The sequence below is a fragment of the Bradyrhizobium sp. USDA 4461 genome, assembly GCF_054055655.1.
Map to the genome: position 1 here is coordinate 7541938 of NZ_JBSRXM010000001.1, position 16888 is coordinate 7558825.

A 16888-nucleotide genomic window follows, 5' to 3' on the forward strand; every position below is an offset into this window, starting at 1 on the left:
CGGCCGCCACGGGCCGAAGTCAGTTCACGACCTGCCGGCGTTCATCCGGCGTCAGCTTCTTCAGCTGCTCCTTGCTCAATTGGCCGTCGCCGATCACCTGAAAGGCGCTGTTCGGGTCGTACTGGCTTCGCTTGTCGCTGCCGCGCCGCTTTTCCTCGTCGCCGCCGTCGCCGCCGCCATAGCCGAGCACTTCGACGATGATGACCGAAGGCTGCTCGTTGGCGCTCGGCGGCGGCGCGGCGGCCTGCTTGGCAGAGGCGCCGGCCGTGTTCGAGGCCTCGCTCAGGGCGCCCATGTTGGGCGCCTGGACCTGCGGCACGCCGATCACGCCGCCCTGCGCTTGGATGTTGGCGGCGTTGACGATATGCAGCGCTGCGATGTTGACGAAGCTCGAGGCGCGGATACCCGCTTCGCCGGCATCGACAGTGCCGAGCGGCGCGATCAGATCGACCGTGCCGCGCGGCACCTCCGGAATCGGTTGCAGAGTTGCAATACCGGCGCCGCTCGACGGCACCACCGGGGATATCGTGATATTGCCGTAGCTGTCGTAAGCGCGCTTCGGCGGCGTATAGATTACCGTGGTCTTGGCGCCGCGACCGGCGTTGATGTCGCCCTCCGCCGACCAGATCACGATATTGCCGCCGAACGTGGTCATGATGCGCGACAGGCCCATCAGCACGCTGTTCTGGGAATAAATCTGGATGTTGCCCGCGCCTTGCGTGATGAGGCCCGCATCACTGCCCGGCAGCAGCCCCTCGGTCCCGATCGTGACGCCGCCGCCCGGCGTGAGGAACTGGATGTCGCCACCGAAATCGGTGTGAACGAAGCCGCTTTGAATCGCGTAGTTCGGCGCGCCCGGCGTGCCGGTTGCAGCGGTGAACATCCTGATGTCGCCGCGATAGGCGGACGGATTCGGGAATAGCGCAGCGATCGCCTCGCGCCCGCGCAGATAAGAGCCGGCGCGCGGGCCGTTCGTATCGGTGTATTCGCGCCCGCCGGCAGTCAGTTCGGCATAGTAGACCTGCCGCAGGAAGACGCGCTGCTGTTCGCCCGGCAGCGTGAGGAAGTAGCCGAGCGCATCGGCCTTGGCTCCGCCGTAGCCGAAGCGCTCCGTCAGCCAGGCATCAAGCTCATCACCATAGGTCTTCGCCACCTTGCCGTGCTGGTCGGCGAGCGGCCCGGCGCCTGCGAGATTGTCCGGATCGAGGTAGAGCCTGGCAAAGCCGGTCCAGTCGACTTGTCCGACGCCAATCTCCCCTTCACCGACGCCAGCCTGCATGACCACGTCTGCGCCGGGCCGCTTGTCACGGGCAGCCAACGCCCCGATGCTTTCGACGGTCGCCGTCGATCCCTGATAGATGTTCCTGGCCGCGGTGATTTCGAGCGTGCCCGGGCCGGCAATCGTCCAGCCTCCGCCTACTCCGGATTCGAGCCCCGGCCAGCCCGCATAGATGACGCTGCCGCCGGCCGCGATGACGGACACATCGTTGGGGTCGTTGTGCAGGATCAGGCCCTTGGTATTGACGATGTCACCGCCCGCCAGCATCCGCAGCGGTCCTGCCGCCTGATAATAAACTTCGCTGGAGTCGACGCCGTCAGTGGTCCTCCGCACCGTAACGGTCTGGCCATAGGTGATCCCGGTGATGTCGCCGTTCACCGCATAGATCCGCGCGGGCTCGCCCTGGTTCTGCGCGGGGTTGCCCTTCACCGTGTTGGCACCAAAGGCAAAGGGGTATCCGCCCGTCGGGTAAGAGTAGACACCAAATCCACTGATGACATCGTTCACTTGCGCGAAGTTGCCCCAATAATTCGAGGCCGTGATGACCTGTCCCCAGGGTTGGGTGATCGAGATCGCCCAAGCCGGCTGGAATGGTGTCGCGAGCGCCGATACCGGCGCCATCGACGCCCCGATGGCGTTCGTTGTGCTGAAGATCGATCCTTCCGCCAGCATCTCGAACGCGCCGCCATTCTCTGACGGCAGCAGCATTCCATCCATCGAATTGTAGATGTTGCCGTTCGCGGCGATCGCCCGCACGGTCGAGGGCAGGAACTGGAAGCCGAATGGCGCACTGCCCGGCGCGAGCGAACCGCCCGCGGCGAACATGTTGACGGCGGTCTGCCCCGTCCACAGCGTGAACCAGCTGGCGCCCTGGCCGCTGGTGCTGCCGTTATCGGCGGCCGTCACGCCGGTGACACCGACCCGGCCCGGATCGAGGATGGCTCCGACAGCCAGATCGCCACGTGCACGGATGTCGATCACGCTGTCGCCCGGTGCGAAATCGCCGCCGGCGGCCGTGATCATCGAATAGGACGTCAACGGATTGGACGGCCGCGGATCTGCCCCGCTGTCGTTGCGGAGGTTGTTCGCGATCATGCTGCCGAAATCTCCCGTCACGACATCCATCGCACCGCGCAGATTGACGAATTGATTGCCGCCGATGCCGACGTCGCCAGCCTTCACCGACAGCGTGCCGCCGCCGGTCTGCACCAGGCTGCCATCGGCCATCACACGGCCGCTGCCACCGACAGCGATGACGACACCGCGGCCGGCGCCGCCGATCGTGCCGCCGGCTTGCAATGTGACATTGCCGCCGCCGAGCGTACCAAGACCGGAGAAGGCTGAGAGTCCCAAAGACAAGATGCTGGGGTCACGGATTTGATCGAGCGTATAGCTGCCGAAATTGATGCCCCAGGCGGTCCTCTGACCGATCTCCGAGCCACCCTGGCGCCATAGCCACGACCCAATCTCGGTCGTGCCCTTCGTCAGCGTCCCGCTGACGTCGCCTTGCGCCACCAGCAGGAAATCGCCGCCATGCTCGGGGTAATACATTCGCTGCGAGCCGAGCGCTGATTCATAGCTGGCATTTGCCGATCCCAGCACAGTGCCATCCGTCACCGTGCCGCGGTCGACGTTATAGTCGGCATTCGCTGCCGTCCCGGTCTCCCTGATCGCGGTGCCGGCCGTGTAGACGCCGAACGGCGACTGCTGATCGTAATTGCCGCCGGCGAGAATTTCGAGATCGCCGGTGCCGGTGCGCACGACGCTGACACCCAGTGTGGTCGGCTTGTTGATGGTGACGTTATACGGATCGTTCAACACCACGTTGCCCGAACCGGCCAGCGCATCGGCTGTCTGCAGCATGCGGCTGTCGGCGCTCGCGAGATCGGCGCCGCCGACCAGGCGCATCGACCAGGATTGCGTGCCCGCCGCGAGCATCGGGGCGATCGGCCAGATCTGACGATCTCCCGGTCCAACCAGATTGATGTTCGTCATGCCCGCCGGAAGCACCGTGCCCACGGGAAGCGGCGTGTCGGCCGGGAATGTGTAACCGCCGAACAGCACAAGGCTGGTGCCCGCCGGCAGCTTCACGGGCTCAAGCACCAGACTGATCGCTGAATTGATGAAAACCCGCCCGGTGAAGTAAAGATTCTTCTCGAACACGGTGCCGGCCGGAAATACTGTTCCGGTGAGGATCGTATCACCCGGGTTGTAAATCTTGTCCGGCGTGATGATGCGCCCGCCATTCACTATCCTTGCCGGATTGGGCGGTCCCCTCACCGTGAAGTCCTCCGCCAACTTGATCGCTACGGGAAGCGGATTTGCGGCGTCCGGGCTCTGTATGACCTCTCCGCCCTCGAGCTGCAGCTCCAAGTTGATCGTGCCATCGTTCGGAATGGTCGAACCGCTGCCGAGGACCACACCACCCGTCGTGACAGTATAGCCGTCAGGTAACGTGCCGGAGGCAATCACGGTCACGGCATCTGGTGACGCCGGCGGCGGTGCGAAGCCGTCATTGATGCTGCCATTGATCTTGAGATCGCCGGCGGCGCGCACCACGAGCACGCCTGGCTCGCCGGAGCCACGCACGGCCGGATCGGCATTCCGCCCATAGCGATAACCGGAGAAGTCGAGATCGCCCTTCGTCGACAGATCCCCGTCCGACGTAATCGCGACGCCCGGCCGAAGATGGAAGGCCGAGCCATAGGCCGAGAGCCCGGCCAGGCGGTTCCGCAGGTCGCCATTCTGGAGCGCTGCATTGATGAATGCCGTGCTGTCCTGATGCAGACCGTCGAGATAGGCCTGATCGATGATGCTGCCGCCCGGCAGGTCATAGGTGCGGAAGCCGTTCAACGCGATACTGCTGGCACCGCGAATATTGAACGGGCCGCGCGCGTTGATCGCGATGTCGTTGGCGCCCGCGCCGTCGCCGCCAGCGCCGCCGCGCCGTGGCGCGTTGAGCTCGATCTTGCCGCGCGAGACGCCGTCCGGTGAGCTCATGTCGATGGTCGCGCCGGCAGCCAGCGTCATCGTGCCGTGCGTGGTGGTGAGCTCGACATGTGCGGTGTTGTTGGCTTCGATCGGCGCGCCGTAGCTGTCGGTCTGCAGCACGTTGCCGTGGACATCGAGCACCGCATTCGCCGTCAGCGTGAGATCGTCGCGCGCCGACAGGCGGACGGTGCCGGGCTTGGCGCCGCTGGCGTCGATCCTGCCATCAACCGTGAGACTGCCTTGATCGACCGAGACCGTCAGGTAGCGCGCCTTCACACCATCGCCGATCACAAGGCTGCCCTGCCGAAGATCAAAGCTGCGAGCGTTGAAGAAACCTGCATCGTTGAGCTTGGCGTTCAACGCGGCGAAATCGCCGAAATTCTGCGCTGCGACCGTGAACTGCCCGCTGTCGTAATCGCCGGTCGACGATCCCCTGAGCGTGCCGTCGAACGAGACCTGCCCGTGCGCGGCGTCGATCGCCTTCGCCGCGATCGAGCCCGCCGCATTGTTGGCGGCCGAGACATCGATCACCGAACCCGCATTCTGGATGATATTGCCGCCGGCGGAGCTCAGGATGAGATCGCCGCCCCAGCTGAACTTGGTGACGTCGAAGAAGGCGATGCCGCGGCCCGACAGGTCGACGGTCGCGTTTGCGCCGAGCACAACATCGTGCGTCGCGTTCAGCGTCAGCTTGCCGGACGGCAAGGCGAACGCAGTGTCGACAAAGACGCTATCACCGGCGAAGGCGAGCGTGCCGCCGAGATCCGTCACGCCACGCGTATCGGCGGGAGCGGCCCCCGCCGGCGCGACCAGGCGCAAGGCTGCGCCTGCGCTGACATCGAGCTTCGCGCCTTTGCTCGCCGTGATCAGCGGGGTTGCGATGGTGAGCGCGCCGCCCTGCAAGGCACCATTGCTGTCCTGGCCGAGACCCACCTTCAGCGTGCCGTCGCTGTTCGCGGTGATGCGCTTCGTCGCTGTCAGGCTCACATCCGAGAAACCAAGCGCGAGACGGTTCAGCGTTGCGCCATCGGTCGGCTTGCTCAGCGCAGCATCGTAGCCGAACAGGATCTCGCTGGCCGTGATGGCGAGATGGCCGGATCCTGTGCCGGGCCCGCCGGGCAGAACACCGGCAGGCACCTGGCTGCCATAGGGGTTCGATGGGCTGCCGTCGCCGCTGCGGATGCCGTTCCAGACCAGCGTATCGGCCGTGATGCTCGCGGTGTCGCTGGCGGAGCCGAGCCCGTAGATGGCCGGCGTATTCAGAACGAATTTGAGCGGGTCGGCCGAGGCGCCCTGCCGCGTGGTGTCCAGGCTGACGCTGCCGATCAGATTGAAGGAACCGCTCGCCGTGATGATGAGCTGCTCAAGTGCCGGACTGCCCGCGCTTGTCGAGGGCCGCAAAAGCCTGTCGAGCACGTTTTGGGTCAGATTCCATCCTGGCGGAAGCTGGCCTGCGGCCTGCGCTGCCGCGAGCGCCGCCTCGGTGCCGACATTGACCTGCTCCTGCGTGACGTTGAGATAGCGCGCGCCGAAATTGACGTCGCCCATGGTGAGCCCGCCCGGCGCGGCCAGCACGATGCTGCCGTCGGTCAGCAGCGAAGCACCGCTCGCGATGCTGATTTGTCCGGACCCGACCGCATCGAGAAACTGGAACCAGCCATTGGCGACCCCGAGCACGGCCGTACTGCTGGTCGTGCTCGTCGACGTCGGGTCCAAATTGCCATAGACATAGCCGAGCGTGGAATCGATCGCGTTGGTTTTCAGGCCGCGCGTATCGATGCTCGCCCCGCCTGCCATATTGACCGACGTACCGACAAGAAACACCTGCCCGGCCCGGATCGCCGCGCCGTCGAGCAGATTGACCGTCGAGTTTCCGTCGAAATAAATCTTGGCACCGGCCCCGGAATTCGTTTCCACGGCGTACACGCTCGTGCCGCCCAGCAACAGCGTCGGTGCATTGAAGGCGTTGATGTCGTCGCTCGATATGGACGTGTGCCCGGCGATGGGCACGGCTCCAGGCGGCGTGATGTCAAGCACGACGGATTGCAACGGCCTGATCGACAGCGTGCCGTCGACGCCGTCCTTCGCACCACCGAATAAGGCCGTGCCGGCGAACGACAACGACTTCGCGTTGTCCGGCTGCGAGAGCAGGATGATCTCGAGGACCTTGCCGTCCTCCGGCAAGCGCGGCCGGAACCCGCCGAATAGGGCCGTTTGCGCGCGCGCGAAATCGGCATAGCTGGTTTCGTTGTACTGCGAATAATGCCGCGTGGTCTGGCCCGAGGTGAGGATCACCCGTGTCGGCAGCGTGTCCCGGATCGCGCTGTTGGCAACCCCGAGATAGCCCGACGTGACGACGGAGCCGTTGCCGGCCGCCACGGGCGGCACCACAGTCGTTCCGGTCGCGCCGAGCTCGACGCGATAGCCGCCCGGCAGCAGCGCATAGCTCGACGGCAGCAGCGTGTAGGTGCCGGCGGGCAGTCCTGGTACGCCTGAAGGAAGCGTGATCTGCTGGCCGATCGCCGGATCTCCGGCGCCGTTGGTCGCGATCGCCGGCGCATAGTCGGCTGCGTAACCGGGCAGGATGGCATAGACCTTGTTGCCGGCCGCGCTGTAGCTGTTGGCCGGATTGGCATTGACGAGCGCCGTCTTCAGCACATCGACCGAGCCGCCGCGACCGGAGATGAAGCCTGCCCCCGTGAGCGAGCCACCACCGGACAGGTCGAGCACCGACCCGGGCTCGCCCACGACCGAGCCGGCAGTGAGCGAAATCCCGCTCGCAATCCTGATACCGTTGACATGATCTTCGTAGGAAGCACTCGCCAGATTGTACAAGGTGCCGTCTGCGCCTTGATAGGCGATGCCATCCGAGGTGCCGCCAAACGGCATGGTCAAGCCGGCCGCGCTCGCCGACGTGATGCTGCCGCTGCGGAACGTGATACGCGCGTCGGATGGGGGCGGGATAAGCGGCCCGTTGTCGAGCTGCGTCGCATTGAACCAGATCCGACCAAGCGGTGCGCGAACCACGCCGCCCTGGTCAATGTTGGCGGCAATCAAATCCAGATCACCAAAGGCCGAAGCCGGAACCGGCGGCGTCTCGCCGTCATTGCGGCGAATGATGAGATGCGCGTCGGGATCATAGGCAGCGGACGGCGAGCTTGGACGGAGCCCAACCTTGATCAGCGCGAGGGCACCGCTCAACGGATAGATCTGGTCGGCAGTCAACGCGAGGTTTTCAACATCGAGCCCGCCGGTGCCGAACCTGATATCGCCATTGCTCTGCAGCGCGACCTGATGAAAGCCGCGGGCATCGAATGGAATGCTGACAGGACGTCCGATGTCCGCGTCCCCACTGCCCTGTTGGCCGGTGGCACCGAACTGGACCGGCCCGTACACATCGATCAGGTCGCCGGCGACGGTGAAGCTTCCGCCCGTCGCCGGATTCCGGACGCCGACATTGTTGATCCCGGGGGAATATCCCACCGCCGTCTGCGCATCTTCGGCGTTGTAGACGCCATCGAGACGGACATAGGGCGCCGACAAATGGATCGTGCTGTTCGGTGTGTCGGGCGCCGATGCGATGACGCCGCTCGACAGCCGAACACTGCGCGACAGGCTGAGATTCACATTGCCGTCAAAGATCAGAAGATCGCGCGTATAGAGCGCGAGCGAGCCGAAGCCCCCCTTCTCGACCTGGTTGACGCCAAGCACAGTCCGCCCGAACTGCAGGGCCGGATCGGCCTGACCGGGCGACAGATCGGCGCTCAGGCCACTGCCGGGTGCGTTTTGCACGAGTGTGATGTCGCGCGACCTCTGGAACTCCGGCGGCAGGTTGCTGCTGGCATTGGGTGAACTGGAGTCGGGCTGCCCGACAATATAGCCGCGCCACGACATCGTCAGGTTCAGCGCGCCGCCGGACGCGCCGCTGCCGCCGGCCGCCGCACGCAAGGTGCCGTCGAGCGCCATCCCGAAGCTGGAATAGAGCGAGATCGTTCCGCCGTCGCTCGCGGCAGGCGTCGGGACATAGCCGTTGCCGCTGAGCACATCGACCACCGCAGAGGTGCCCGACGCGTCGATCAGCGCACCGGGGCGAACGATCACGAAGGCATCGCTGACGACGGGATATTTTGGATCCAGCGCGCCGGTGCCGCCGATCCGGATCGTGCCGCCGTCCGGCACCGCCGCATAGGAGATCCCGTTCTCGTCGCGCCCGACCGCGTCGCGCGCCGAGACGTCCAGCACCGCATCGTCGCCGATCCAGAATGAACGCGTCAGCCCGAACTCGCCGTAACCGGAATTGTACCTGGTATCGCCGGGCGCGTCCTGCAGGCTGGTGATCAGGATGTTGCCGGCCGGCGCCGTGATCGCACCGTCGATGACGGTCTGGCGATTGGCGTAGATCGAGACCGAACGTCCGGGATCGACGTTGATCGACGCGCCGTTCGCCAGCGTGAAGTCATGCAGGCTCCAGAATGTCACATCGGCGCCGACGCGCTGCGTCGCGCTGTGCGCGAACGGACTGAGCGTAAATCTGGGCGGCGTCCACAGTTCCGCGGCATCCGCGACCAGGCTCCCGCCCGGCGCGGTGTAGCTGCCCTGGCTGAAGCGATAGACCGGCACCTCGGCATCCACGCGCGTGCCTTCGCCGATCCGGATGCCGGTGTTGCTGCTGATGTTGTAGGCCGTGAAGCCGGACTGGAAGATCGCTGGATCGAGCACCAACGCGTCGGCGACGGCCTTGCCGACCGCGATCTCCTGGCCCGCGTTCAGCGTCAGCGTGCCGCCGCCGGCAAAACCATAGGCGCGAATGGCGCCATCGAGGATGAGCGGGTTGGCGAAGAACTGCGTCCCGGCGAGATGCGAATAGTCATTGGCCACGAGGCTGACATTGCCGCCCTTGCCGCCCTGCGTCTTGCCGTTCGCCAGGATGGCGCCGCCCGACGACACATCGATCAGCGACCCGCTCGCCAGCGTGATACTGCCGGTGGTCGAAACCGTGAAGTTGCCGCCGTCGAGATGCGCCCGGCCGGATCCATCCGTACCGGTCAGCTCATTGCTCCACAGCCCGCCGAGATCAACGGCGACGTTCTGGCCAACTGTGATCTGCGCCTTGCCGTTGGCGTCGTTCAGCGCCCACCATTGCTCGTTCTGGTTCTGACCGAGCACCGCATGCATCAGGTTGGTCAGCGTCACGCTGCCGCCACGCGCCGTGACGTTGGCGCCGACTTCGACGTGTGGCGCCGTGAGGATCACCTGTGCGCCGGGGGCCAGCTCGAGCGGCGCCGCGACCAGGATGTCCTTGCTGCTCGCAACGTTGAGGCCGCCGAGCCTGGCGGCATTGAGTGCGTCCGAATTGAAGAATGCGGTCCCGATGCGATCGTCGGGCAAGGCCGACGTGGCGTCCAGCGCGCCGGTGATCTCGGGCGTTCGGCCGAACACGACCCGCGCTGTCGATGCATCGGTGAGGCCAAGTCCCGAATAGCCGCCGAGCGCGAGCCTGCCCTGCAGCGGTGCAACGTCCTGTGACAGCTTGTAGCCGTCGGTGGTCCCGGCTGGCCGCGCCGTCGTCTGGCGCACCCCGGTGATGACATCGGTGACGATGTCTGCCTCGAACATCGCCGTCGGCGTCGACAGGATGAGAGCGCCGGCGTCGCGGCCGATTGTGTAGCCGTCTTCCCAGCGGGTGGTGACGCGGCCCTTGCCGAACGGGCTGGTCCAGATTTCGGTCAGATTCGGCGCAACCTTGCCGCCGAGCTTGTGCTCGCGAATGAAACCTGAGCCAAGGCCGTAGAACTGCATGTCGGCGCGGGCCTGGTCGGCACTGTAGAGCCGGCCGTCAGCGCCAAGGAAATTGCTGGTGCGGATATAGCCGCCCTGATAGCTGACCGAGCCGCCGGAGACATCGAACACCGCCCCCTGCTGCGCGACCACTTCCTGCGCCGACAGCGTGACGGTGCCGCCGACCGCGGCCCATTCGCCGATCCGATGCGCGGTGTTGGCGAGATATCCCGAGACCTCGAGCAGGCCGCCCGGCGTATAGTAACGGTCCGTCGCATAACCGCCGGTGCCCGCCGGCATCAGCACCAGGTCGCGCGCGTCGATCCAGACATCGGCATTTTTCAGCGTGTCCCCATCGCGATTGACGGGCGAGTCGCGCAGCTCATTGCCCTGCACGTTGATCAGGAGGTTGTTGGCCGACATCGGCAGCAGCACGCCGCGCACGCCTGAGACGTCGATCACCGATCCACTCTCGGCGAAGACGCGGCGGCCGGCGCTGACCGCCACCTGGCCGCCTTGCGCCTGCGTGATCGAGCTGTCCTTGAAGGTCACGGTGCCGCCGCTGACGATCTCGATACGTCCCTGATCGAGCCGGTCGGACAGCAGGGACAGATTGTCGAACTGGGCGTTGGCGACCGGAGCGTGGCTGAAAGCGCTGGAATCGGCGACCAGCTGGCTGCGCTGGCTGTCGAGCGCGGTGTCGCTGCTGTCGAGCTCGGGCAGGATCGCGGTCAGGCTGCCGGCGGCGAGCGTGACGCTGCCGGCGGCATCGGAGGCTGCGTTGAGCAGGTGGATCGTGCCGCGGGTGTTGACCGAGCTCGTGGCGACAAGCACCCCGTCCTGGGCGACGCTGCGGCCCGCGAGCGTGATGTCGCCCTGCTGCGCGAAGATCAGGCCGGAATTGCCGACAGCTGCTGCGGCGTCGCGCACGATCGGCGCAATCTCGTTGCCGCGCGTGGTCGAGCCCTGGTTTGCGTCGGTGCTGTAACCCGGGCGCAGCAGAAAGTCGTTGCCGGCGGCGAGCTGTACCTGGCCCCGCGGCGCGCTGATCGAGCCGGCATTGCTGACCTCACTTCCCATCAACAGGACGAAGCCGCCGCCCTGCGTCACCGACGACGGCGTGTTGGTCGCGATCAGGGCACCGGCCTCGACCGTCACGGTGCCACGGGCTCCGGTGAAGCTCGGCACGTATTGGCCGCTCGCCTGTTGCGAGTAGATGCCGTTGGTGAGGAACTGAATATCGGTGATCCCAGCGGTCGAGGCGATCAGCGAGCCGACATTCACCTGGCTCGCGCCGCCGAAAATGATTCCGTTCTGGTTGATCACATAGACCGAGCCGTCGGCCTTGATATTGCCGAGGATCTGGCTCGGCGCCGGAGAGCCGACCACGCGGTTGAGCGCCACCCAGTTCGCATTGCCCTGCTGATCGAAGCTCAGCGTGGTGCGCGCGCCGACATTGAACGAATTCCAGTTGAGGATCGCCTGCGGCCTGCTCTGCTGGATGCCGACCTGGGTCTGGCCCGCGGCATCGACCGCCTGCGTCGGCGCATTCGCCCCCTGCCATCCCGGCGCGGCCTGCAAACCGCCGGGCACCAGGCCGTTGGGCACGGCGACCTGCGGCAACGTCACCGACCGTTGCGAAGTCTGCGCCGCGCTGCGCGCTGCATTCTGCAAGCCCTGCATCGCCTGGATGGCGCGCGTCGCCCGCGCCATCGCATCCTGGCCTTGCTTGCCGGCGGCGGCCGCATCCTGCGCGGCCGATTGCGACGCCGCCATCGCGGCAGCCGATGGCGACGCCGTCCAGGCCGATCCAAACGGGCGCGCGGCCACCGGGGCGCTGGCAAGGAGCGCCACGACGCTGGCGCTGCCGAACAACGCAGCGCGAACCGTCATGCGAGCGTGGGACCTGGAGGAACGGGGAACCATGGGATCGCTTTCTTGCGCGGGCGACGTAGAGCCGACGTTTCGTCCCGGCGCCGGCACCGAGACCCTCGCGGCTGTGACGATCCCTGATGGCTCGGCCCGCACGCCGGACTCGAACTTTTTTCGCAAACCCCGCCCGCCGCCTCCTCAGCTCAGCAGCACGATGCCGCCGGGAAGTGTTTTCGCTTTCACGCCAAACGCTTGCTCGAGCTGCACGAGAACCTCGTCGATCCGGTCGATATGGAAACGGCCATTGATCAGGTGCGTGTTCAGCTCGGCATTGACGACGAAGATCCGGCCCGACCGGTACCGATTCACCTCTTCCACCACCTTCGGCAGCGGCGTGTAGCGGAAGATCAGCAAGCCCTCCTGCCAGGCCGCCTCGACGGCCGGATCGATCGCGACGATATCGCTCATGCGCCTGGCGTCATAAGCGACCTGCTGCCTTTCGCGAACGATGCGGGCATTGCCCTGGTGCTCGACCCGGACCTCGCCGCCCAGGCAGGTGACGCGCACCTCGGCGCCGAGGTAACGCACGTCGAACGAGGCTTGCGTTGTAACCGTTTGACCGCTGGACGCGATCACGGTCACAGGCCGCAACAGCTGCGGCGGCGTCGCGATCGATGCTTGTCCCGAGATCAACTCGATCCGGCTGGTGTCGCGGTGGTCCGGCCGCAGTGCGATGCTGGTTCGCGTGTCGAGGTTGATCGAGACGCTGTCGCTCAGGGCGAGCTTGCGCTGCTCGCCCGTCCCCGTCCGGTAGTCCGCCGCAAGCTCGGACCAGGACGGCCAGAGCGCGAGCGGCGGATGCAGCGCGACCACTCCGGCAGCCACCGCGGCGGTCGCAAGTCCGCCCCGGAGCACGAGCCTGCGGGTCATCACGCGCTTTGCCTCGCCGTCGAGCAAGGCGCCGAGCGATACAGGATCGTAGCGGAGGTTATCGCCGGCGCTGCCAACGGTCTCCCAAAGCTTGCTGGCATTGGCAAAGGCCGTCGCATGGGCTGCGCTCTGCTGACGCCACAGCTGGAATGCGTCGGCATCGGCGACCGTCGCCTCTCCGGACGTCAGGCGCCGCACCCAGGCGTGGGCCTCCCGCTCCGTTGCGCCGAGCCCCATCGTCGATTTGCCGCCTTCCCGCGTCATGCAGACCTGCCTCGCAGCGCAAGCCGTCGGCCGTCGCCGCAATCAGACCGTGCGCTTGCCCATTTGACGTTCGTCATAGCCAAAAACCGCACAATTATTTTCCGAGCCGCATGGCACAATGTTCCAGAGCGAGGCGGAGCTCCTTCTCGACCAGGCGCAACGAGACCCCGAGCCGCTTGGCGATTTCCCGCTGCGGCATGTCCTGAAGCCGCGCCGCCAGCAGGATGACCCGGCGGCGCGGCGTCAGTTCCGCGATCGCCTTCTCCAGCGCCTCGATCTCGAAGCGGGCTTCCGCAATCTGACCCGGCCCTGGCGCGTCGTCGACAATATGAAGCAGATCCTGAACCTCGCTGCGCGCCAGACGCCGCTTCTCGGCGCGCTGCCGATCGATTGCGACGTTAAAGGCCATGCGGAACAGATACGCGGCCGGGCTTTGCACCGCCTCCGCCACCTCGGCCCGCCCGAGACGTACATAGATGTCCTGCAACGCGTCGCTGGCAAGCTCCGTCGATCCCAGGCGACGGCTCAGCCGCAGCTTGAGATCATCATAGCTGGCAGCCAAGAAGCTGCGCAGCATGGTCCGGTTTGCGTCGCTCATTGCGGCACGCTCAATTCGCCTCGCTACGGATGGCGTCGATGCCGGCGCAGTCCTGCGCCTGTTGCGACGGGTGCGGCACAACGACCATCGTCAGGGGTTGCGCGATGCCTGGCGGAGGCACCTCCCGCATTTTCAATCCACGCAGCGTCGCCTGGATCGCGCTGTCGACGCGCGCATCGCCGCTCCTGCTGAGAAGCCTGGTCTGCTGGACGGCTCCGGTTGGGGCGAGCCAGAACTGCACGGCGATCCGGTACCGGCCCGGCCGCAACATGGTGTCCCGGCAGAAAGCGTCGCGAACGCGCTCCTGCACCACGGCATAATAGCGGGCTCGCATGATCGGATCGCCCTTGGGCGCAGCGCCATCGGGTGTCGCTGGCTGCCCGCCAACCGGAGACGAGGGCACGATCACCACTGCATTCTCCGACGTCAGACGGCCGACAAGGCCCGTTCCATCAAGCAGGATCTGCAGCGCCTCGGACGGCGCGAAAACTCCCCTCACCTCGCCCGAGAGCCGACCGGTTGCAAGCCTCGCATCGTAGAGCACCTCGCGCCTCGATGTGGCGCCGTAGCTCTCCAATGCGGAGGTCAGGGGTTGCGACGGGATATCGAACGTGATGCGCGGCGCAGGAGCGATCGGACCTTGTTGTCCCAACGCGACATCGGTACTTGCGCCCAGCACGCAAAGGCAGACCAAAACGCACATTCGACGAGCGTCTGAGGGGCGCCCCGCCAAGCCCCTCGCAAGAGATCCAATGCTCATCGTATCCGCGTCGAATGTTTCCCAGGCGGGCCGCTGTGTCCAATCTGCAACGTTAGCGGCGAAGTATGACAACGGTGCGTAGGCCCGCGGAGGCGATCCGCAGCTCGACGGCAGTCTCTATTTCTTCAGTTCCGCATAGAGCTGCATCACCCGTTGCGGCAGCACTTCGATCCGCGGCACGCGGAGCGCATGGCGCTCGCCGAAAATCCGATCGAGCTGGGGAAACTTGTGCTCCCCGATCCCGAAGGCGAAAATATCGGTGCCGCGTCGCCGCAGCTGCTGGGCGGCACGGCGCGCGTCCTCGACGAGATATTGCGGATCGGGCACATCGATGTCGGACGGTTCGCCGTCGGTGAGGACGAGCAGCACCTTGCGGAACGCCCGCCGTCCGGCGAGGTAGCCGCCGGCATGGCGCAACGCCGCCCCAAGCCGGGTGGAATGGCTGCTGCCAAGTCCGGCGAGACGCGAACGGACGACGGCGTCCATCGGTTCCTCAAAGCCCTTGATGCGCAGATAGCGGACGCGCTCGCGGCCGTCGGAGCTGAAGCCGTGCACCGCGATCGCGTCATTGGCGGCGTCGACCGCCGAAGCCATGATCGCGGCCGCCTTGCGCTCGACATCGAGCACCGTCCGGCCGCGGCGGTCGCGGTCCGCGGTCGATTGCGACAGGTCCAGCAGCAGCAGGATCGCGAGATCGCGCGGCCCCGGCGCATCGCGCTGGTAGACCCTGGGCTCGCTGATGCTGCCGGCACGCCGCTCGATCGTCAGCGCAATCGCTGCGTCGATGTCGAGCGCATCGCCGTCGCGCTGACCCTTTTGACGGACCCGGCGGCCGATCGACGCGTCGCGGGTCAGTTCGGTGATCCAGCGCAGCGCCTCGGTGTCCGTCGAAGGATCGAACGGCTGCGCGGACGTGGCGGCATCGGCTTCCAGAATGGTGGTCCAGTCCGCCCGCTCGGTACGCGCCGCGTAGTCCCATTCCGGGTAGGTCGCGGCCGGAAATCCGTCCAGCAGGGTCACCGCGCGGGCCTTCGCGCGCAGCGTCTCGTCCGGCTTGGCGTTATCGTCACTCGATCGGCCGCTCGGATCGTCGCGCCGTTCGATCCGCACCGAATCGATGGCAAGTTCGATCGTCTCGGTCGGACTGTCCGGCTGGTCGCCGAAATCCCACAGCGCCAGATTGTCATCGCGATAAGTGGGTTCGACGACATAGCTCTTGGCATTGAATTGCAGCCGCATCTGCCCGATGTCGTTGCCGAGCAGCCCGCCGATCTCGCGGCTGATGGCGGGGTCCGTCCAACGGCCGGCGGCGTCGGCAAACAGCCGACGCCCCTTGGTGACCCACGCATCCGGATCCTGATAGCCGGGATCGATCAGCGCCCGCGCTAGCCGCGTCATCAATCCGGCCGCAGTTGCCTGCCCCGACGGCGTCGCGGTGTGGAACGGCAGCCACAGCCGGCGCAGGCCGGGCATCTCGCGCAGCGCCAGCGTCTCGACCCTGGCATCCTCGACCAGCGAGACCAGCGCGATCTGCAACGCCTTCAGCCGCCCCACAGGAAAGCGGACGGTGGAATGCGCCAGATGCGCGGCGGCATGCGCGACCGCCGCGAGATAGATCAAGTCCGCCGCCTCGCCTTCGAAGCCGGGAAAGGTCTCCGGAAGGCCGATCAGGCCGGCGGCCAGCGAAGTCCGCCGCGGCACCGGCGTCGGCGCGACGGCAAGCTTGCGGAAGCGCAGCTTCCTGTTCCACAGCGCCAGCATGGTTGCCGCGAGGCGTTTCTCCAGCCGGGCAAAATCATCGCCGGTGCGGCCGACGGCGAACAGCCGCGCCGACAGCGGATCGTCGAGCGCGAAATAAGCGCGCCGCCGCGAGGCGCGGCCGCCGCTTGCGCGCAGGCCGGCAAAGACCCAGGCGGCAAAATCCTCGCCGTCGGCATGCGCGAGCAGCGGACCCAGGCGGGAAATTGCAAGGGTCACCGATTCCGGTCCCATATCCGCGAGCTGGCCCAGCGCGGCAAGGGCGGTGCTGAGCTCTCCGGCACTCGCGAGTTGCGGCAGCACCTTGGAGATCTCGGTCAGCAACGCATGGGCGGCGCGGCTTCCGGCGTTGCGGCCGACGTCCCGGGTCGCACGTCCGATCGCGATCAGATCATCGGTCGATCGCAGCGCCGGCCATTGCTCCGACAGGCGCAAGAAAGTCAGGACAACGGTCTGGCCGAGATTGGCCGCGAACAGCTCGTGCACGGTCTCGTCCCAGGCCGCGAGATGATCAAGCTGATCTGTCCGGTGCAAAGCGGCTCGCGCCGCCTGGACGGCCGCGCCGAGATCATCGTGGCCGCGCAGCAGCGCTGCGAGCCGGCGACCGGATCGGAAGCTATCGAGCGAACTGATTTGCGCGACCGCCACCTCCGAATGT

Annotated in this window: 5 protein-coding genes; all 5 read right to left on the reverse strand. The window is 66.3% G+C overall.

Going from position 1 to position 16888, the window contains the following annotated elements; genetic code table 11:
- Positions 1–19 precede the first annotated feature (19 nt).
- Positions 20–11941, reverse strand: a complete 11922-nt coding sequence (locus ACVINW_RS35550; protein WP_456755594.1) for a filamentous haemagglutinin family protein — start codon at positions 11939–11941, stop codon at positions 20–22.
- Between the two features lie 177 nt (positions 11942–12118).
- Positions 12119–13114, reverse strand: a complete 996-nt coding sequence (locus tag ACVINW_RS35555) for a FecR family protein (protein ID WP_456755595.1) — start codon at positions 13112–13114, stop codon at positions 12119–12121.
- Positions 13115–13208: 94 nt separating this feature from the next.
- The gene (locus tag ACVINW_RS35560; protein WP_456755596.1) at positions 13209–13712 is read right to left on the reverse strand and encodes an RNA polymerase sigma factor; all 504 of its coding nucleotides are present in this window, start codon (positions 13710–13712) and stop codon (positions 13209–13211) included.
- 10 nt (positions 13713–13722) lie between these two features.
- Complete coding sequence (locus ACVINW_RS35565; protein ID WP_456755597.1) at positions 13723–14415, reverse strand: TonB C-terminal domain-containing protein; 693 nt, start codon at positions 14413–14415, stop codon at positions 13723–13725.
- 174 nt (positions 14416–14589) lie between these two features.
- Complete coding sequence (locus ACVINW_RS35570) at positions 14590–16878, reverse strand: VWA domain-containing protein (RefSeq protein ID WP_456755598.1); 2289 nt, start codon at positions 16876–16878, stop codon at positions 14590–14592.
- Positions 16879–16888 lie beyond the last annotated feature (10 nt).